Below are 20,133 nucleotides of genomic sequence, written 5' to 3'. Positions count from 1 at the left end.
ATTTAAAATTGGTTTAAATACCATTTATAGATTTCAGAAAGACCATCTTGTAAATCTACTTTATGTTTCCAACCCAAAGCATGTAATTTGGAAGGATCAGTTAATTTTTTAATAGTGCCATCTGGTTTTTCAGTATTAAAAGACAATTCACCATTAAAACCGATAATAGATTTTATAGTTAGCGCTAGGTCTTGAATAGAAATATCAACACCTGTTCCAATGTTAATATGCGTGTTTCGAATGTCTTTGTCGTCACTTGAAAAACAATCTTTAAAGTTTCGGTTTTCCATTAAAAACACACAAGCGTCTGCCATATCTTCACTCCATAAGAATTCTCGCATAGGTTTTCCAGAACCCCACACCTCAAGTTGAAGAACCCTATCGGTGTTTCTTATGCCATACTTAGCTAAAATATTGATTATTTCTTCTTTAGAAGAAGTACCATTCACACCTTCAATGGGCATATTATTTAAATCTATATAAATAGATTCCCAATTTTCAGATTCAAGTGCCTTACCCAAATGCATTTTTCTAATTAATGCCGGTAATACATGTGATTTTTCTAAATCGAAATTATCATTTGGTCCATATAAATTGGTTGGCATTACAGAAATAAAATTAGTGCCATACTGCAAATTATAACTCTCACACATTTTGATACCTGCTATTTTTGCAATGGCGTAAGGCTCGTTTGTGTACTCAAGTATATCCGTAAGTAAATAATCCTCTTTCATGGGTTGCGGACAATTTTTAGGATAAATACAGGTGCTTCCCAAAAACATCATTTTTTTTACGCCATGGAGGTAACTTTGATGAATAACGTTGTTTTGAATACATAGGTTTTCGTAAATAAAATCTGCTCTATAAGTATTATTAGCTACAATACCACCAACTTTTGCAGCGGCTAAAAACACATAATCTGGTTTTTCTGTAGAAAAAAAAGTAGCTACTGCATTACTATTAGTTAGATCTAATTCTTTATGAGTACGGGTAATAAAATTAGTGTAACCTCTAGTTTCCAGATTTTTTAAAATAGCACTTCCTACCAAGCCTCTATGACCAGCGATGTATATTTTTGAATTTTTTTCCATTACGAGTTTAGTAAATTAGCATAAGTTTTATTTAATTAGATTTCATGAATTTACTCAACTTGTGTTAAAATGTCATGTCCACCTTTTAACAAATCAACATCTCTTTTAAACAATTTGACATCCGATTCCATCATGTCTTTAACTAAGTCACCTAAGTCATATTCAGGAATCCATCCAAGCTTTTCTTTTGCTTTAGTGGGATCACCAATTAATAAATCCACCTCTGTTGGACGAAAATATGTAGGATCTATCGATAACACTTCTTTGCCAATTTCTAATTGAAAATCTTCAAGATTACATGCCATTACATAGGCTTTTTCATCAACACCTTTACCTTTAAATTCCAGTTCTATACCCACTTCTAGAAAAGCCATACGAACAAAATCACGGACAGTTGTAGTGACACCAGTGGCTATGACCCAATCTTCGGCCTTATCTGCTTGTAAAATCATCCACATCATTCGAACATAATCTTTGGCATGTCCCCAGTCGCGTTTCGCTTCTAAGTTTCCTAAAAACACTTTCTCTTGCAATCCTAATGCTATTTTCGCTACAGCTCTGGTAATTTTACGTGTTACAAAAGTTTCACCTCTTCTTGGCGATTCATGGTTAAATAAAATACCATTACAAGCGAACATATCATAAGCTTCACGATAGTTTTTGGTTATCCAAAACCCATAAATTTTAGCTACACCATAAGGTGAACGTGGGTAAAACGGGGAATTTTCATCATAAAAACCTTTTTCATTTTTATTCTCTGGTAATCCTCCATACAACTCTGAAGTAGAGGCTTGATATATTCTTGTTTTCTTTTCTAAACCTAAAATCCTTACAGCTTCTAGTATCCTTAAAGTTCCCAATCCATCAACACTACCTACATATTCAGGCATATCAAATGAAACTTTAACATGTGACATGGCTCCTAAATTGTAGATTTCATCTGGCTGACACTCTTGGATTATACGAGTTAAATTCATGGAATCTGTCAAATCTCCGTAATGTAATTTTAATCTCTGATTTGGATCATGTGGATCTTGGTATAAATGATCTATCCTAGCTGTGTTAAAGAGAGAAGATCTTCTCTTTATACCGTGAACCATATAACCTTTTTCTAGTAACAGTTCAGCTAAATAAGATCCGTCCTGACCAGTAATTCCCGTAATTAATGCTACTTTCATATGTTCAAATATATAATTCTTTTGAGACAAGTGGTTAGTTTGTCAAATTTCAAAACCCTAAAATTAAGATTAAAGCATTTCAAAAATAATTTATTAAAGTTATATACAAAAACAACTAGGGTAAGGTTTGAAAAAATTAGTTAATATGTAAAATTTAACTTCTTTTTTATTCATTTATAAATTTAACTTGTAATATTTTTTGATAAAATCACATTCAAAACTATAAATAAGGTCTTCATTAATCATTTCTAATTAATTTTAAGGTGTAAATAAATCTCTATGATGACAAAACTTGTTGTTTTTCCTTATTTCTAAATAAATTAGTTAATTATAATAAAACATTTTGATTAATACTTTTACAGTCCCAAATTATAGCCCATCAAGGCGTAATTTTAAAAATGGATTACAACTCTAGGTTAATAAATATAAAAAGTGCGCACGAGAAGACTCGAACTTCCACATCCTAAGCGAATACCAGCCCCTCAAGCTGGCGCGTCTACCAATTCCGCCACGTGCGCAAAATAATGAAGTTTGCAAAAATAGAAAAAGTTAAGCAAAATGCTTAACTTTTTCTTGTGACCGGGCTGGGGCTCGAACCCAGGACCCTTTCATTAAAAGTGAAATGCTCTACCAACTGAGCTACCAGGTCAAAATTAAAAATGCTAACATAATCTCTGTTAGCGGGTGCAAATATAAAATGTTTAATTAATAAAACCATACTTTTTTTAAAGAAATTTTCGTTTTTTTGTCCAAGATTAGTCTATGTTTTTAATTATCAATTTATAACGAAATTATGATTATTGTTTTAATAGGGTATATGGCCTCCGGAAAGTCTAGTATTGGTAAAATTTTAGCTAAAAAACTGAGTTGTGAGTTTGTAGATTTAGATGATTTTATTGAGAATGAAGAAAAAGCATCAGTAACTGACATATTTAAATCTAAAGGAGAAATTTATTTTAGAAAACAAGAAACTCGTTATTTAAAACAATTGTTACAAGCTGAAAGTAATATCATATTATCAGTAGGTGGTGGGACACCATGTTTTGGAGAAAATATGAAACTTATACTAGAAAATGAAAATGTAAAAAGTATCTATTTAAAAGCTTCAATTCCCAAACTTGTGAAAAGACTTTTCGATAAAAAAAGTAAACGACCACTTATTTCCCATATTGAAACAAAGGAGGCTTTAACAGAATTTGTTGGAAAACATTTGTTTGAACGTGTTTATTTCTACAATCAATCTGAAATCCAAATTATTACCGATAAAAAATCAAAAAATAAAATTGCAAAAGAAATAATTTCAATATTATTCTAAAACAGCTTCAAATATTTTACCTTCTAATTCTACATTAACATGTTCGTGTAAAGATGTTGAAAGTGAAATACCTTTAAAATCTGCTTTAACAGGATATTTTTTATGATTCCTGTTTACTAAAACGGCTGTTTTAAATTGTTTTAAAGGTACATTTAGAAAGTGTTTAACACCATAAATTAGAGTAGTTCCAGAATTTAAAACATCATCAACTAGTATGAGAGATTTATTTTTATAATCTTCAGACGGAATGGATGTTTTAATTTCAAGCCAGGGACTTTTTTTGTCAATACTAACTTTACAGAGTATTGGGTTGATATCTGAAATTTTTTGAAGTACGGTTTTTAACTTTTTAGCAAAAACATAACCATTTTTATCAATACCTGCTAAAATAACTTCTTTTTCATTAACATTAGATTCATATATCTGAAAAGCAATTCTCCTTATTTTATGATTGATTTGATCATGATTTAGTATGAGATTATTCTTAGTATTCATAATTATTAATTGAAAAATTACAGGTTAAAATTACTTATTTTTATTCGCTTATTTTACTTTTTAACTCCAAAAGATTAATAGGACCATCTCTTATATTACTATAAAATTAGATATCAGTTGTAGCATTTTCATCTGTAAAATCATCAATATCTCTTCTGTCTTTTTTAGTAGGTCTGCCAACGCCTTTTTTTCTATAATAATCTTTAGAATATTTTAAAAGTTCTTGAGCATCAAATTGTTCTTTAGGTGTTGTATCTGTTCTATAAATATCAACTAATTTTGCACTAACTCTACTTTCAGGAATATCGTTTACAGTTAATTTATAATTAATTTGATCTTTTCTTAACTGAATAACATCTTGCGGATACACCTCTCTACTAGGTTTAACAACATCGCCATTAACGCGTACTTGCCCTTTTTTGCAAGCTGTTGTAGCTATTGTTCTGGTTTTGTAGTACCTAATACACCATAAATACTTATCAACTCGCATACATTTATTCTAAAAACTACGTTAATGTTGTTGTGCAAGATTGTATTAAAATTGTATCTTGCGAGCTCAAAAATAAACAATATTGAAACATTCTTTGATAAAAATTTACTCATATATAAAATTGATTGAATGGATGTTAAATGAGGCTTTTTAAAATAAATAAATACAACATATGAAATTGACAAAAGTTACTTTATATCTTTTAATTTTGATTTTAGGATTTGTATCTTGTAAAAAAGATGATACACCTGAAGAAGGTGTTTTTGAATTACGAGATAGAGCAGAGCAGCAAGTTGCTGATAATGATTCTCTTGTAAAATATTTAAGTAATCATTTTTATAATTCAGATGAAATCAATAGTCTTTTGCCTAATGTAGGTATTAATGATATTGTAATTACCGAGCTTTCAGAAGGTCAAACGGTACCAGATGGTAGCACCTTATTAATTAATGTTGTTGAAACTAAAACAGTAGTTTTTGCCGATACAGATTACCAATACTATATTTTAAGAATAAACCAAGGTGGCGGTTCTGAATCTCCAACTTTTGCTGATAATATTTTGGTTAATTATGAAGGATTTAAACTTGATAATGATGTTTTTGATAGTTCTGTGAATCCAGTTTCGTTTGATTTAACTTCATTAATACCAATCTGGAGAAAGGTTTTGCCACAATTTAACGTGGCAGAAAGTTTTGTTGAATCTGGCGATGGTACAATTGATTATTTAAATCAAGGAACAGGAGTAATGTTTTTGCCCTCTGGTTTAGGGTATTTTGCAAATACTACCACAAATATTGCATCATATACTTCTTTGATTTTTAAGTTTGAATTATATAGAATGTCTCAAAACGATCACGATAATGATGGTATTCCTTCATATATGGAAGACTTGAATAATGATGGCGAATTTAATCTAAATACGGATGCTGATACGCTCGATGGTGATGATACAGATAATGATTTTATACCAAATTATTTTGATGCTGATGACGATGGCGATGGTATTTTAACAATTTATGAAGACATTGATGGTGATGGAGATCCAACTAACGATATTGGTGCTAACGGCATTCCTAAATATCTAGACCCACTTGAAATAGCATCAAATAAAAATAACTAAAAAAAGCCTCGTTTTATCGAGGCTTTTTTACAATAATGAATTTATAATATTATAGATAAACTTAAAATTAACTGGTCTGGACGCGTGTCTAATCTACTAGTTCCAATGCCATTATTTCCTAAAAAAGTGGCTTCATTATTACTAAATCCGCGTTCATATCTTAAATCAATGCCTAATTTATTTAAATTAAGTCCTATCCCAAAATTTAATCCAACTGTAAAATCATTTTCAATACTGTTTATAGAAATGCCATCAAATTCAGTATCTAAAATGTATTGAAATGAAGGACCACCAAAAACACTAATTGGGCCCAAAACTTTTAAACCTACTAGTAAAGGAGCGTCTAATTTTTGCATACTAAAACTATCATCATTATAATCACTTTTTGTGCTGGAATACACCAATTCAGGTCTAAAATATACTTGATCACCAATTTTACCAAATACACCAAAATGATAGCCAATATTTCTATCAGGGTTTTGTGCATTTGTACTAATAGACTCAAAATAATCCCCATTAGCATTGTAATTTAAGCCTGCTTTTAGACCAATTCCCTTTGCAGTTTGTGCAATTGATGTTGCAGTAAATAGCGTTAAAAAAAATGTTGTTAAAAATAAATTCATACGCACGTTACTTTTGTTCCTAATTTGTTCGTTAAATTTTTTTAAAATTTTCATAATGTTCGTTTTAAGATTTTGTTTTCAATATCAAAAACGTTGCCAGAATGATATTATTTTCTTTTTATACAATCATTTTCATTTTTCAGTTATTTATCTTTACCAGCTGAAGTAAAAATTTTATGAAATTTGAATTAAAAGCAAAGGATGCCCACAGTAAAGCTAGAGCAGGTAAAATAACCACAGATCATGGTGTAATAGAAACACCTATTTTTATGCCAGTAGGTACTGTAGCTACTGTAAAAGGGGTGCATCAAAGAGAACTAAAAAATGATATAAATCCAGATATCATTTTGGGTAACACTTATCATTTATACTTACGCCCTCAAACAAAAGTTATTGAAAAAGCAGGAGGACTTCATAAATTTATGAATTGGGATAGAAATATTTTAACAGATTCTGGTGGTTACCAAGTTTATTCACTTTCAGCAAATAGAAAAATAAAGGAAGAAGGTGTTAAGTTTAAATCTCATATCGATGGGAGTTATCATACATTTACACCAGAAAATGTTATGGAAATTCAACGTTCAATTGGTGCTGATATTATTATGGCTTTTGATGAATGTACACCATATCCTTGTGATTATAATTACGCAAAACGGTCTATGCATATGACGCATCGGTGGTTAGATAGATGTATAAACCATTTAGAAAAAACACCTTTAATATACGATTACGATCAAGCTTTCTTTCCCATTGTTCAAGGAAGTACCTATAAAGATTTAAGAAAGCAATCTGCTGAATATATAGCAAATGCTGGTGCTGTAGGAAATGCTATTGGAGGTTTATCTGTTGGGGAACCTGCCGATGAAATGTACGCTATGACCGAGGTAGTTTGTGAAGTATTACCTGAAGATAAACCCAGATATTTAATGGGTGTTGGAACGCCAATCAATATATTAGAAAATATTGCATTAGGTATAGATATGTTTGATTGTGTGATGCCAACTCGTAATGCACGTAATGGTATGTTATTCACAGCCTATGGTTCTATAAATATTAAAAATAAAAAATGGGAATCTGATTTTTCACCAGTCGATGAAATGGGGATTACTTTTGTTGATACGGAATATAGTAAAGCTTATTTAAGACATTTATTTACTGTTAATGAGCTATTAGGAAAACAAATAGCTACTATTCATAATTTAGGTTTTTATTTATGGTTGGTTCGGGAGGCTAGAAAACATATATTAGCAGGAGATTTTAGAACATGGAAAGATAAAATGGTTAAACAAATGGATAATCGTTTATAATATTAAATGAAAATTTTAGACTGGTACATATTAAAGCGATATTTGTTTACATTTTTTATGATGTTACTATTGTTTATTCCTATTGGAATAACAGTACATTTAGCTGAGAAAATTGGTAAAATCTTAGAAAATGAAGTCCCTATAGACGAAGTTCTTTTGTATTTTTTAGATTTTACAATTTATTTTGCGCACCTTCTATTTCCTCTGTTTTTATTTTTATCTGTAATTTGGTTTACTTCTAAACTCGCTAATAATACTGAAGTAATTGCTTTTTTAAGTTCTGGAGTTTCATTTTCAAGATTTTTAAGACCTTACATGATAGGGGCTTCTTTTGTTGCACTTTTAGCAATTTTATTAGGATTATTTTTGGCGCCAAAAGCCAGTGAAGGATTTAATGATTTTAGTTATAAATATTTTAAAACTGGAAAAAGTGCTGTTGAAAGTACAGATGTTTTTAGACAGATCAATGATAATGAAATTATTTATGTAAGTAGTTTTGATGTTAAAAATAAGCTTGGTAGTAATTTTACGTTAGAACATTTTGATGGCAATGATCTTAAATTTAAAATTACAGCTAGCAGTATTAAATACTCTGAAAAAGATACCATTTATACATTAACTAATTATGTTAAACGTGATATTGGAGCGAATGAAGATATACTTGAAATCATTAGAACAAAAGATACCCTTTTTGATTTCGATGTAGAAGATTTAATCCCTGTAATTTATGCTGCTGAAACTAAAATGTATGGCGATTTAAAAAATTTTATTGCTAAAGAGGAAGCACGAGGTTCATCAAACGTAGGGCGTTTTAAGTTAGTGCTATACAGAAAGTGGAGTTTGCCTGTTTCTGTATTTATTCTAACCATTATCGCGGTAGCTGTTTCGTCTATTAAAAGGCGTGGGGGTATGGGAGTAAATCTCGCGGTAGGTATATGTATAGCTATGGTATTTGTCTTTTTTGATAAAATATTTGGTGTAATGGCAGAACAATCTGATTTTTCTCCAATCATAGCCGTTTGGTTTCCTAACGTCATTTTCGGTATTTTAGCCATCTATCTTTTGTATAATGCTAAACGCTAAACTAAAAAATCACTTACATCTCCATATATTAGTTTTTATTGCTGGCTTCACGGCTATTTTAGGTGAGTTAATAACTATTCAAGCAGTATCTTTAGTTTGGTATCGCATGGTAATAGCAACTATTTTAATGTTGGCTTATATTAAAGTTGCTAAAGTTAAATTAACAGCGAATCCCAAAGCCATCATTCGATTTTCAATTGCAGGGATTATTATAGCTTTACATTGGATTACATTTTTTGGCGCTATTGACGAGGCAAATATTTCAATTGCTTTAGCCATGTTCTCAACAGGAGCTTTTTTTGCGTCTTTTATTGAACCTATTATATATAAACGGGCCATTATTTGGTATGAAATTATTTTTGGTATCATCGTAATTATCGGTGTTTTTATTATCACACAAAGTGAAATAAAATATTTAACAGGTATAATTTTAGGGATTACATCTGCTTTTTTATCATCATTATTTGCTGTTTTAAATGGGAAATTTTTAAAGCAGAATTCAGCTACAGTCATTTCGTTTTATGAATTTTTAAGTGGTGTTTTTTTTATTTCTTTATATATATTGATTTTCGGAGAAGGATTTTCCAATAATTTTTTCAGTATCAGTCAATCAGATTTTGGTTACCTATTCATTCTAGCTTCCATATGCACTGCCTATGCATTTATTGCTGCCGTATATGTTATGAAACTAATTAGTCCATACACTGTGGTTTTAACTTATAATTTAGAACCTATTTACGGAATTATTTTGGCCTTAACTCTTTTTCCTGAGAAAGAAAAAATGAGTACATCATTTTATTATGGAGCTATTATTATAATTAGTGTAGTGTTCCTAAATGCGATATTAAAATATAGAAGAAAATTAAAAAGAAGTCACACTTAACATGTTATGCTAATTAAAGTTTTTATATTTGTGAACTAACTAAAATTTAATCTAACTAATAAAATTCTTATGGAATATTTAGAATTTGAACTACCCATAAAAGAACTTGAAGATCAGTTACAAAAATGTCAAATTATAGGAGAGGAAAGTGAAGTTGATGTTACAGAAACTTGTTCTCAAATTGAAAAAAAGTTAAAAGAAACTCAAAAAGATATATATAAAAACTTGTCGCCATGGCAACGTGTACAATTATCTCGTCATCCAAATAGACCTTATACATTAGATTATATTAGAGCTGTTTGCGGTGATTCTTTTTTAGAATTACATGGAGATAGAAGTTTTAAAGATGATAAAGCCATGATTGGAGGTTTAGGTAAAATAGGCGACCAAAGTTTTATGTTTATTGGCCAACAAAAAGGATATAATACCAAAACACGTCAATACAGAAATTTCGGAATGGCTAATCCAGAAGGCTATAGAAAAGCACTTCGGTTAATGAAATCAGCCGAAAAATTTGGAATTCCTGTAGTTACAATTATTGATACTCCTGGTGCTTATCCTGGTTTAGAGGCTGAGGAACGCGGACAAGGAGAAGCTATTGCCAGAAATATTCTTGAAATGACTCGTTTAAAAGTGCCTATCATTACAGTTATTATTGGTGAAGGAGCTTCTGGTGGTGCTTTAGGAATTGGCGTAGGTGATAGAGTCCTTATGTTAGAAAATACTTGGTATTCTGTAATTTCTCCAGAATCTTGTTCATCCATTTTATGGCACAGTTGGGAGTATAAAGAGCAAGCAGCTGAAGCTTTAAAGTTAACAGCTACTGATATGAAGAAATTAAAATTAGTTGACGAAATTATAAAAGAACCTCTAGGAGGAGCTCATAGAGATCGAGAAAAGACTTTTTCTATAGTTAGCAATATTATTTCTAAGACATATGATGAACTTAAAAACTTATCACCAAAAGAATTAGTTTCAAAACGCATGGAAAAATATGCAAATATGGGTGTGTTTAAAGACTAATCCTCTAAAAATCATACCATAAAAAAACTTGAAGTAATTAGCTTTAAGTTTTTTTATGGTTATTCACAATATTTTTGAGTTATTAACAGCCCACTTGTTAATTATCAGTTAACAATCATAAACTAAAAAAAAACTTAAAATGCTTTCTTTTTAGTTACTTTCGTAGTTATGAAACAACCCAACCAATTACAAGGATATAAAGTTGATAAAAGTACAATTATCAACCTTGAAAAAGGAAAAATACCCCCTCAAGCTCTTGATTTAGAAGAGGTTGTATTGGGTGCGATGATGATAGATAAGAAAGGAGTTGATGAGGTTATTGATATATTAAGTCCAGATGCTTTTTACAAAGAAGCACACCAACACATTTTTCAAGCCATTTTTCAGTTATTTGAAAACAGTGAACCTGTTGACTTATTAACCGTTTCAAGTCAACTTAAAAAAAATTCAAAATTAGAGCTAGCTGGAGGTGATTTTTATCTTATTTCTTTAACTCAAAAAGTGTCTTCATCTGCTCATATCGAGTTTCATGCACGAATCATTTTACAGAAGTTCATCCAGCGTAGTTTAATCAAAATTTCTAGCGAAATTATTGAAGATTCTTATGATGAAACAAAAGACGTTTTTGATTTATTAGATAAAGCAGAATCTAAATTATACGAAGTTACTCAAGGAAATATTAAAAAATCCAGTGAAACCGCTCAAGATTTAGTTATTCAAGCAAAAAAGAAAATTGAAGAAATTTCTAACAAAGAGGGTTTAAGTGGTATTCCTACCGGTTTTAATAAGCTTGATAAGTTAACATCTGGATGGCAACCTTCCGATTTAATTATTGTTGCTGCACGTCCTGGTATGGGGAAAACAGCTTTAACCTTATCTATGGCACGTAATATTGCTGTAGATCAAAATATTCCTGTAGCCTTTTTCTCTTTGGAGATGGCTTCAGTACAATTAATCACAAGATTGATTTCAAGTGAAACTGGGCTTTCCTCTGAAAAATTAAGGACAGGAAAACTTGAAAAGCATGAATGGGAACAACTAAATGTTAAAGTAAAAGGTTTAGAAAAGGCCCCATTATTTATAGACGATACTCCATCATTATCTATTTTCGATTTACGCGCTAAGGCGAGACGTTTATCATCACAACATGGTATTAAACTTATCATGATTGATTATTTGCAGTTAATGACTGGAGGAAATAGCCATGGTGGTAATCGAGAGCAGGAAATATCCATGATTTCGAGAAACTTAAAAGCTTTAGCTAAAGAGTTGAATGTACCTGTTATTGCACTATCTCAATTATCTCGTGCCGTTGAAACACGTGGAGGCAGTAAACGTCCTTTACTTTCAGATTTACGTGAATCTGGTGCTATTGAGCAAGATGCGGATATTGTAAGCTTTATTTATAGACCAGAGTATTATAAAATTGATGAATGGGATGATGAAGAACGCTCTCCAACTGAAGGTCAAGCAGAATTTATTGTAGCAAAACATCGTAATGGTGGTTTAGAAAATATTAGGTTAAAGTTTATTGGCCATTTAGGTAAATTTGATAATTTAGATGATTTCGATTCACCTTTCGAGTTTCATTCAAAAATGAATGCAGCTGCTAATGATGATACATTTAAAGCAGATAATTTTAAAGCAAGTCCTGATCAAGCTTTTGGAAGTTCATTTAATGATGACGATGATAATGATGTGCCATTTTAATTAATATTATCTTAAAGATTTTTAAGTCAACATTTTTTTTGATTACCTTTCGGTCTATGAAGAAGACCCTAATAATCTTATTATTCTTATTAATTTCAATAAATACATTTGCATCTTATATACTTATTCCTATGGATGCAAATGGCCAAAAAAACCATTTAAAAGCCTACGGTATAACCTATTGGACTTTAAATAAACAGCTTAAAGTTAAGTGGTTACTTAACTATCGAGGTGGCTCTTTCTTGTTGCCAGATACTGATGAAATTCAAAGAGAATGTCAAATTCGAGGTGTTTCTTTTGAAGTACTTTCAGATGCTAAAACTGAAAGTATTTTAGAAGATATTAGCAGTCCTTCTAAAAATATGGATGCTGTTGTTTTAGAAAAAGCACCAAAAATAGCCGTATATACACCTAATGGAAAACTACCTTGGGATGATGCTGTAACCATGGTTTTACAATACGCAGAAATACCATATGAAACAGTTTATGATGAAGAAGTATTAAACGATGGATTGTTACTTTTTGATTGGCTACACTTGCATCATGAGGATTTTACGGGTCAATTTGGTAAATTTTATGCCCAATATAGAGCATCGTCTTGGTATATTGAAGAAAAAAAGCAGGCTGAAGCTTTAGCCCAAAAATTAGGTTACAGTAAGGTGTCTGATGAAAAACTAGCCGTTGCTTTAAAAATTAGAGATTATGTTGTAGGAGGAGGTTTTATGTTTGCCATGTGTAGTGCTACAGATAGTTTTGATATTGCCTTATCTGCTGAAGATGTAGATATTTGCGAACCTATGTTTGATGGCGACGGAACAGACCCAGCTTATCAAAATAAAATTGATTACAAAAGAACGTTTGCATTTACAAATTATACACTAGAAAGAAATCCTTTAGTTTATGAGTTTTCTTCGATTGATATGACCAGATACCGAATGATTCCTCAAACTAGCGATTATTTTTCATTAATGGATTTTTCGGCAAAATGGGATCCAATTCCAACCATGTTGTGCCAAAATCATACTGCTTTAGTTAAAGGTTTTATGGGACAAACTACTTCATTTTCAAGGGATGAAATTAAATCTAACGTTTTAGTTCTTGGGGAAACAAAATCGAATGGCGAAGCTAAATACATACACGGTATTAAAGGAAAAGGTTTTTTCACCTTTTATGGAGGACATGATCCTGAAGATTATCAGCATAGGGTAGGAGATGCTAAAACCGAACTCGATTTACACCCAACATCACCAGGTTATAGGTTAATTTTAAACAATGTATTATTTCCTGCTGCCAGAAAAAAGAAGCAGAAAACCTAAAAATTATTCTGTTATTGTAGTTCTTGAAAATAGGTAAATAAATCCATCAGCCCCATTACTTTCAGATTTTATGTTTTCATTAATAGTAAGTTGGTTTGTTGTAAGTTCTATAGAGCCAAGTTCATTAGAATCTAAAACTAGAAAAGATTTGTCTTCAACATTTAAAATAGAGTAACTATACGTTCCAGAATCTAGTCCGTCTTCTATATTTACGTTAGTATTATTATTGACTATAGTTAATGTTTCTGTTGGTTCATCAAAAGTCCAAGTTATGGTTCCAGATTGAAAATCCTCATTTACTCCAGCTATACCACCACTAACGTTAATTAAATTCCAATAAATCTTAATAACTTGAGGAGGGTTGTTTGTAGAATTATTGTCAATTGAACAATTAGATAAACTGATAAATAATGTTAATAGTATTAATAATTTAGATTTCATGTTTTAAAATTGGGTTTTTTATAAAGATGATTAGTGTTTGAAATGGTTGCGTCTAATTGTTATGTTTTAATTTTTACAACAAAATAATAATTAAATATGATTTTTTTTCATAAAGAAATAAAACTTAAGTTTTATTAAAGAGGTTTTAATTTTATAAAATACTTGGTTTTGGCTGCAATTCCTGAGGTTTCAAATATTAAGATTGTTAATTTAAAAGTATTTATGAAACACACATCGGCTAGTTTAACTATTAATGAAAATGCTGATTATAAAGTAAGAAATGATTTTAGAGTCATTTTATATGTTGTTCTAGAAAAAGTAACCTACTACAATTATAAATTGAAGGTTATGATTATATGCCTACTTATATAAAAGATTCATTACTTGGTGATTCAGTTAGTATTCCAATTACAAAGGATAAACTTAAAATAGGAATTTGGTAAGGTGTTTATTTATGTGAGCATAGAGATTATAGTCGATCAACAAACATTGTTTTAACAGTTTTTGGAACTTAATTTTTAGCTCTTATAAGTTTTTCTAAAATAAACTCGACTCCAAAATCATCATTACTTTTAGTGTTAAATTTCGCAATATCTTTAACGTTTTTATGAGCATTTTCCATTGCAAAACTATAAGAACCTAGTTTTAGCATTTCAATATCATTATTATAATCGCCAAATACCATGGTTTCTTCCGGTAAAATATTATATGCTTTTTGGATTAATGCCAGAGCATGACCTTTATTTGCTAAATCATGAGATATATCTAGCCAATTTTTACCAGAAATTTTAATATTAAATTCAGTTTCAAATTTTTTAAAATGTGGATATATAAACTTTTCTGAATCTTCAGAATGGTATAAAGCTATTTTAATAATATCTTCTTTAATTTCACTAATATTATCAATAACTGTAAATTTAGGATAATATTCAAATAGTAAATTAATAAATCCGTTTGAACTATTTTTAAAATAAGCTTTTGATTTTGTACAAAATATGGGATGAATATGACTATTATAATCTATCACAGAATCTAGATTATGTAAGTTTTCTTTTTTTAGAGGAGTAGATAATAATAGGGTATCTTTTTCCATAACGATTCCTCCATTTTCAGCAACAATTATAATATCATTTTTAATAGAATTTAATTTTTCAATAATACTGTAGTAGGGTCTACCGCTAGCGGCTACAAATAGTATATTATGTTTCTTTATCTCTTTATATAATTCGAGAAATAAAGGACTAACTTCATGTTTTGAATTTAGTAATGTACCATCCATGTCGGTAGCAATTAATTTTATTTGGGATAAATTCATAAATAATTTATTAGATTTTAAATATTAGTTTATTAAATTTTTGAAAGTTTTTTAATAAAAATTTTAGGTATAAATATAATATCATAAAAATGAATAAAGATTAATAATCTTATATTTATTAACACCAATTAGATGTTTATTCTTTATTTTTGAAACTTTTAAAAAGAATAAAAAGTGAGTGATTTTGATACATCTATTTCAGTATTAATTCCGGATGGTGAAGTAATTATTTGCCCCAATGTTGTAAACTGTTTGTCTCGAATAGAGAACATAAAAATTTTTATTATTTCTAATAAACTGGAATGTCCCATAAGATATTCTAGGCATATAGATAGTTTCCAATTTCTTCCCAAAACAGAAGATGAATTAGATTGGATAAATAATATTAATAATGCAGTTGTAAAACATGATATAGATATTATAATGCCAATTTTTACAGATGCCATTGAGAGCGTTATAAAATATAAATATGCGATACGGGCAAAAAACAAATTGAACTTTTTTCCAACAATTAATGATTTTAAAATAGCTGATTGTAAATTCTTATTATCAAATCATTTGTTAGATATTAACTTACCATTCCCTAAGAATTTATTATTAGATTTTAACAACTTAGAAAGTTTAAACGACTTGTGTTTTCCTATTATAGTAAAACCTTTAGAAGGTGTAGGCGGTGGAGGCGGAATGAATATATTTAATGATTTTTTAGATTTAAAGCAGTACTTTTCAACTATTAATTATAATATTAAATATCTAGCTCAAGAGTATATTTCTGGATATGACATCGATTGTAGTGTAATATGTAAATCTGGAGAAATATTGGCTTTTACAATTCAAAAAGCTTTTTTAAATAACGATAATTCGTTCGGGCCTGCCTTTGGGGTTGAATTCGTTGAAGAGAGAAGGTTATATGATATAGTAAAAAAATTAATGAAGTCACTTCTTTGGTCTGGAGTCGCTCACATTGATTTAAGATTTGATGAAAAATTAAACGAATTTAAGATTATTGAAATAAATCCAAGATTTTGGGGTTCTACTGATGCATCTTTGTTAGCTGGAATTAATTTTCCTAAACTATACTGTCTAGCAAGTTTAGACAGGGAATTTAATACACCAAAGTATAAGAATATTAGGTTTTTAAATTTAAAGGGATTAAAAAAAACTTTAAAGAGAAACCCTTTTTTTATTTTCCGTTTTGATTTTATTATAAGAAACACTTCAATTAATTTTTTCATTAAAGATCCATTGCCTACATTTTTTAATCTTATGTCTAGAACTAAATTTATTTTTAGAAGTTAATTTAAAGCTTAATGAGCATGTGTTTTAAACAAAAAAATCCGATTCATAAGAATCGGATTTTATTAAGCGAATAATATGTTTTACAATAGGCGAAACGCCTTATTTTACTTTCTCTATTACGGCTTTAAAAGCCTCAGGGCTATTCATAGCTAAATCTGCTAAAACCTTACGGTTTAATTCAATATCATTAGCTTTTAATTTTCCCATAAATTGAGAATAAGATAAACCATGTTCTCTGGCTCCAGCGTTAATACGCGTAATCCATAAGGCACGGAATGTTCTCTTTTTTGCTCTACGGTCTCTATACGAATATTGCATCGCTTTTTCAACCGCATTTTTGGCTACTGTCCAAACGTTTTTACGTCTTCCAAAGAAACCTTTTGCTTGTTTTAGAACCTTTTTTCTTCGGGCTCTTTTTGCTACAGAATTTACTGATCTTGGCATAATTTAATTGTTTTTTTGTAGTAGGCGGTTAATTTATTAACACTTTTAAATTGCCTAACTCCAGGGTTTATAAATTGTTTTTAACCGGTTAAAAAGAATGTTACTTTAAGCGTAACATCAATTTAACATTGTTCTCATCCGACTTGTCTACTAAAGTGTCATGAGTCAGAGCTAGCTTACGTTTTTTAGACTTCTTTGTTAAGATGTGACTTTTAAAAGCGTGCTTTCTTTTAATCTTACCAGTACCAGTTAGCTTAAAGCGTTTTTTGGCACTAGATTTTGTTTTCATTTTAGGCATTTTCTTCTCCTAGTTTTTAATTATTTCGCTTAATTATCTTTATTCCTGAGAAACAGGTTTTTACTTTTTTGGTGCAATAAACATGGTCATACGTTTACCTTCTAATCGAGGCATTTGCTCTACTTTTCCAAACTCCTCAAGGTCTTGAGCTAAACGTAACAATAAAATTTGACCTTGCTCTTTGAAAATGATAGATCGTCCTTTAAAGAACACAAACGCTTTTAACTTTGCGCCTTCTTTTAGGAACTTTTCAGCATGTTTCTTTTTAAAATCGTAATCATGATCATCAGTTTGAGGACCAAAACGAATTTCTTTAATGGTTACTTTCGTAGCCTTGGATTTTAAAACTTTATCACGTTTCTTTTGTTCATAAAGAAACTTTTTATAATCCATAACTTTACAAACAGGAGGATCGGCGTTAGGTGAAATCTCTACTAAATCTAACTCTTGCTCGTTAGCTATTCTCATAGCATCACCTTTGGTATAAATACCAATCTCTACGTTCTCACCTACTAGACGTACTTTTTGAGCAGTAATCTTCGAGTTTATCTTATGTTTGTCCTCTTGTGAAACCCTTCTAGGTTCCTGTCTTCTTCTAATTGCTATGGCGTTATGGTTTTAAATTAAACTTATTTTATTAAAACGATTTTAACGTTTTATTTATCTCTTCTTTTATTATTTTACTGAAAGCTTCTACGGAAATCATCCCTAGATCTGCACCACCATGTTGGCGTACAGTAATTTTTCCTTCTTGTTCTTCTTGTTCTCCAATGATAATCATATAGGGGTGCTTTTGCATTTCGGCTTCCCGAATTTTCTTTCCTATAGTTTCATTTCTATGATCAACGAGGGCGCGAATTTCGTCATTTTCTAGCAAATTTAAAACTTTTTCAGAGTATTTTTCATATTTCTCGCTAATTGATAGAATAATAGCCTGTGTTGGCATCAACCAAAGTGGGAAATTACCTCCTGTATGTTCTAGTAATAAAGCTACAAAACGTTCCATACTTCCAAAAGGTGCACGATGAATCATAACGGGTCTATGTAGCTCATTATCACTACCTTTATACGTAAGTTCAAAACGTTCTGGCAAGTTGTAATCTACTTGAATGGTACCAAGTTGCCAACGTCTTCCTAAGGCGTCTTTAACCATAAAATCTAACTTCGGACCATAAAAAGCTGCTTCACCAGTTTCAATAACAAAATCTAATCCCTTATCAGTTGCAGCATTAATAATGGCTTGTTCAGCTTTTTCCCAATTTTCAACATCTCCTATGTATTTTTGAGGGTTTTCAGGGTCTCTTACAGATACTTGGGCTGTAAAGTTTTCAAATCCTAACGATCCAAACACATAAAGTACTAAATCTATAACATCTTTAAACTCTTTGTCTAACTGTTCTGGTGTGCAAAATAAATGTGCATCATCTTGAGTAAATCCTCTAACACGAGTTAAACCATGCAATTCACCACTTTGCTCATACCTGTAAACTGTTCCAAATTCAGCAAAACGCTTTGGTAAGTCTTTATAACTCCACTGGCTACTTTTGTAAATTTCACAGTGATGTGGGCAATTCATTGGTTTTAACAAAAACTCTTCATCTTCTTTGGGAGTTTTAATTGGCTGAAAACTATCTTCTCCATATTTGGCATAATGCCCAGAAGTAACATAAAGTTCTTTTTGTCCGATATGTGGCGTAATTACCATTTCGTAACCAGCTTTCTTTTGAGCTGCTTTTAAAAAATTTTCTAAGCGTTCGCGTAATGCAGCACCTTTTGGTAGCCAAAGTGGTAAACCTTGTCCAACTTTTTGTGAGAAAGTAAAAAGTTCTAATTCTTTACCCAATTTTCTATGGTCACGTTTTTTAGCTTCCTCTAATAATTCTAAATATTCAGTTAGATCTTTTTGTTTAGGGAATGATATTCCATAAACTCTGGTAAGTTGCGGTTTCTTTTCATCACCTCTCCAGTATGCACCAGCTACACTTAAAACTTTAACAGCTTTTATAATACCAGTATTAGGTATGTGTCCACCACGACATAAATCTGTAAATGTAGAGTGGTCGCAAAAAGTAATCGTACCATCTTCAAGATTTTCAATCAATTCAGTCTTAAAAGCGTTAGCTTTATATAATTCCAAAGCTTCAGCTTTAGTCGCAGATCGCATTTTGAAGTCGTGCTTTTCACGAGCAATATCAAGCATTTTGATTTCAATAGCTTTAAAATCTTTTTCAGATATGTTGTTCTCTCCAAAATCAACATCATAATAAAAACCATTCTCTATAGCCGGTCCAATGGTTAATTTTGAGTTAGGATACAAATCTCCAATAGCTTGAGCTAGAACGTGAGCCGATGAATGCCAAAATGCTTTTTTTCCTTCGTCGTCTCGCCAAGTAAACAAAATTAAAGATCCATCAGTATATATAGGAGTTACACTTTCAATGGTAGTACCATTAAATTTAGCCGAAATTACATTTCGAGCAAATCCCTCACTAATGCTATTAGCAACATCCATTGGTGTAACGCCTTTGTCAAACGTTTTTACACTGCCATCAGGTAATGTTATATGTATCATCAAAATAATTTATAATCAGAAGGCAAAGATAATAGTATAAACAAATCCACACAATATATATGTAGGTATAATTTTTTTAATATTTACAGTGTTGATTTTTTTCAAAAAGGGTTAAGATTTATCTATTAAA

At 30.5% G+C, this 20,133-nt stretch carries 21 protein-coding genes and 2 tRNA genes; 10 read left to right on the top strand and 13 right to left on the bottom strand.

All coding sequences use genetic code 11. The annotated features are described in order from the left end of the window. Window positions 1–2: 2 nt before the first annotated feature. The 4 genes from AC1XJX_RS12370 to AC1XJX_RS12355 form a co-directional block, all read right to left on the bottom strand. A complete protein-coding gene (locus AC1XJX_RS12370) occupies window positions 3–1,091 on the bottom strand; it encodes a GDP-L-fucose synthase family protein (RefSeq protein WP_482004296.1) in 1,089 nt (362 codons plus the stop codon). Window positions 1,092–1,141: 50 nt separating this feature from the next. Beyond that, window positions 1,142–2,269: a GDP-mannose 4,6-dehydratase gene (gene gmd / locus AC1XJX_RS12365; RefSeq protein ID WP_482004295.1), complete on the bottom strand. Its 1,128-nt coding sequence runs from the start codon at window positions 2,267–2,269 to the stop codon at window positions 1,142–1,144. Window positions 2,270–2,702: 433 nt separating this feature from the next. Beyond that, window positions 2,703–2,787: transfer RNA gene (locus AC1XJX_RS12360), tRNA-Leu, on the bottom strand. Window positions 2,788–2,845: 58 nt separating this feature from the next. Continuing rightward, a tRNA-Lys gene (locus AC1XJX_RS12355) sits at window positions 2,846–2,918 on the bottom strand. A 144-nt stretch (window positions 2,919–3,062) separates the two neighbouring features. On the opposite strand from AC1XJX_RS12355, the gene AC1XJX_RS12350 reads away from it, so the two are divergent. After that, window positions 3,063–3,584, top strand: a complete 522-nt coding sequence (locus AC1XJX_RS12350) for a shikimate kinase (RefSeq protein WP_482004294.1) — start codon at window positions 3,063–3,065, stop codon at window positions 3,582–3,584. Here the strand turns inward: AC1XJX_RS12350 and AC1XJX_RS12345 are convergent. Together AC1XJX_RS12345 and AC1XJX_RS12340 are read right to left on the bottom strand one after the other, a co-directional pair. Continuing rightward, window positions 3,576–4,079, bottom strand: coding sequence for a phosphoribosyltransferase family protein (locus tag AC1XJX_RS12345; RefSeq protein WP_482004293.1), 504 nt, complete (start codon window positions 4,077–4,079; stop codon window positions 3,576–3,578). The two genes, AC1XJX_RS12350 and AC1XJX_RS12345, sit on opposite strands and share 9 nt — an antisense overlap. A gap of 106 nt (window positions 4,080–4,185) precedes the next feature. Further along, on the bottom strand, window positions 4,186–4,569 hold the full coding sequence (locus tag AC1XJX_RS12340) for an RNA-binding S4 domain-containing protein (RefSeq protein ID WP_482004292.1): 384 nt from the start codon (window positions 4,567–4,569) through the stop codon (window positions 4,186–4,188). A 172-nt stretch (window positions 4,570–4,741) separates the two neighbouring features. Here AC1XJX_RS12340 and AC1XJX_RS12335 point away from each other — a divergent pair, with 172 nt between their 5' ends. Continuing rightward, window positions 4,742–5,689 (top strand): FKBP-type peptidyl-prolyl cis-trans isomerase, encoded by a 948-nt coding sequence (locus AC1XJX_RS12335; protein WP_482004291.1) that lies wholly within the window; start codon window positions 4,742–4,744, stop codon window positions 5,687–5,689. A gap of 41 nt (window positions 5,690–5,730) precedes the next feature. On the opposite strand, the gene AC1XJX_RS12330 is transcribed toward AC1XJX_RS12335, so the two are convergent. Continuing rightward, window positions 5,731–6,312 (bottom strand): outer membrane beta-barrel protein, encoded by a 582-nt coding sequence (locus AC1XJX_RS12330; protein WP_482004305.1) that lies wholly within the window; start codon window positions 6,310–6,312, stop codon window positions 5,731–5,733. Between the two features lie 176 nt (window positions 6,313–6,488). Between AC1XJX_RS12330 and tgt the strand changes: the two genes are divergently transcribed. The 6 genes from tgt to AC1XJX_RS12300 all read left to right on the top strand — a co-directional run bounded on the left by tgt (window position 6,489) and on the right by AC1XJX_RS12300 (window position 13,634). Next, window positions 6,489–7,619: a tRNA guanosine(34) transglycosylase Tgt gene (gene tgt / locus AC1XJX_RS12325; RefSeq protein WP_482004290.1), complete on the top strand. Its 1,131-nt coding sequence runs from the start codon at window positions 6,489–6,491 to the stop codon at window positions 7,617–7,619. Between the two features lie 6 nt (window positions 7,620–7,625). Beyond that, window positions 7,626–8,702 carry an LptF/LptG family permease gene (locus AC1XJX_RS12320; RefSeq protein ID WP_482004289.1) on the top strand — a complete coding sequence of 359 codons (1,077 nt, stop codon included), beginning with the start codon at window positions 7,626–7,628 and terminating at the stop codon, window positions 8,700–8,702. After that, window positions 8,689–9,585 (top strand): DMT family transporter, encoded by an 897-nt coding sequence (locus tag AC1XJX_RS12315; RefSeq protein WP_482004288.1) that lies wholly within the window; start codon window positions 8,689–8,691, stop codon window positions 9,583–9,585. Before AC1XJX_RS12320 ends, AC1XJX_RS12315 begins: the two co-directional genes overlap by 14 nt. 69 nt (window positions 9,586–9,654) lie before the next feature. Then, window positions 9,655–10,608: an acetyl-CoA carboxylase carboxyltransferase subunit alpha gene (locus tag AC1XJX_RS12310; protein WP_482004287.1), complete on the top strand. Its 954-nt coding sequence runs from the start codon at window positions 9,655–9,657 to the stop codon at window positions 10,606–10,608. A gap of 168 nt (window positions 10,609–10,776) precedes the next feature. Further along, window positions 10,777–12,318, top strand: a complete 1,542-nt coding sequence (gene dnaB / locus AC1XJX_RS12305; RefSeq protein ID WP_482004286.1) for a replicative DNA helicase — start codon at window positions 10,777–10,779, stop codon at window positions 12,316–12,318. A gap of 131 nt (window positions 12,319–12,449) precedes the next feature. Continuing rightward, a complete protein-coding gene (locus tag AC1XJX_RS12300; protein WP_482004304.1) occupies window positions 12,450–13,634 on the top strand; it encodes an asparagine synthetase B in 1,185 nt (394 codons plus the stop codon). A 3-nt stretch (window positions 13,635–13,637) separates the two neighbouring features. Here the strand turns inward: AC1XJX_RS12300 and AC1XJX_RS12295 are convergent, their stop codons facing one another. Beyond that, window positions 13,638–14,075: a hypothetical protein gene (locus AC1XJX_RS12295; protein WP_482004285.1), complete on the bottom strand. Its 438-nt coding sequence runs from the start codon at window positions 14,073–14,075 to the stop codon at window positions 13,638–13,640. 168 nt (window positions 14,076–14,243) lie between these two features. On the opposite strand from AC1XJX_RS12295, the gene AC1XJX_RS12290 reads away from it, so the two are divergent. Further along, window positions 14,244–14,447, top strand: coding sequence for a YjbQ family protein (locus tag AC1XJX_RS12290; RefSeq protein ID WP_482004284.1), 204 nt, complete (start codon window positions 14,244–14,246; stop codon window positions 14,445–14,447). A 139-nt stretch (window positions 14,448–14,586) separates the two neighbouring features. Here AC1XJX_RS12290 and AC1XJX_RS12285 read toward each other — a convergent pair whose 3' ends face one another. Next, on the bottom strand, window positions 14,587–15,390 hold the full coding sequence (locus AC1XJX_RS12285) for an HAD family hydrolase (protein WP_482004283.1): 804 nt from the start codon (window positions 15,388–15,390) through the stop codon (window positions 14,587–14,589). Window positions 15,391–15,564: 174 nt separating this feature from the next. Here AC1XJX_RS12285 and AC1XJX_RS12280 point away from each other — a divergent pair, with 174 nt between their 5' ends. Then, the gene (locus AC1XJX_RS12280; RefSeq protein WP_482004282.1) at window positions 15,565–16,689 is read left to right on the top strand and encodes an ATP-grasp domain-containing protein; all 1,125 of its coding nucleotides are present in this window, start codon (window positions 15,565–15,567) and stop codon (window positions 16,687–16,689) included. Window positions 16,690–16,788: 99 nt separating this feature from the next. Here the strand turns inward: AC1XJX_RS12280 and rplT are convergent, their stop codons facing one another. From rplT to thrS, 4 genes are all read right to left on the bottom strand, one after another. Continuing rightward, the gene (rplT, locus tag AC1XJX_RS12275) at window positions 16,789–17,133 is read right to left on the bottom strand and encodes a 50S ribosomal protein L20 (RefSeq protein ID WP_482004281.1); all 345 of its coding nucleotides are present in this window, start codon (window positions 17,131–17,133) and stop codon (window positions 16,789–16,791) included. A gap of 100 nt (window positions 17,134–17,233) precedes the next feature. Further along, the gene (gene rpmI, locus AC1XJX_RS12270; protein WP_482004280.1) at window positions 17,234–17,431 is read right to left on the bottom strand and encodes a 50S ribosomal protein L35; all 198 of its coding nucleotides are present in this window, start codon (window positions 17,429–17,431) and stop codon (window positions 17,234–17,236) included. A 60-nt stretch (window positions 17,432–17,491) separates the two neighbouring features. Then, on the bottom strand, window positions 17,492–18,037 hold the full coding sequence (gene infC, locus AC1XJX_RS12265; protein ID WP_482004303.1) for a translation initiation factor IF-3: 546 nt from the start codon (window positions 18,035–18,037) through the stop codon (window positions 17,492–17,494). Window positions 18,038–18,068: 31 nt separating this feature from the next. Continuing rightward, window positions 18,069–20,003 (bottom strand): threonine--tRNA ligase, encoded by a 1,935-nt coding sequence (gene thrS, locus AC1XJX_RS12260; protein ID WP_482004279.1) that lies wholly within the window; start codon window positions 20,001–20,003, stop codon window positions 18,069–18,071. Between the last annotated feature and the right edge of the window lie 130 nt (window positions 20,004–20,133).

The sequence above is a fragment of the Flaviramulus sp. genome (genome assembly GCF_982512915.1).
The sequence above is the reverse complement of the archived record's forward strand: the minus strand, read 5'-3'. Positions and strand labels throughout refer to the sequence as shown.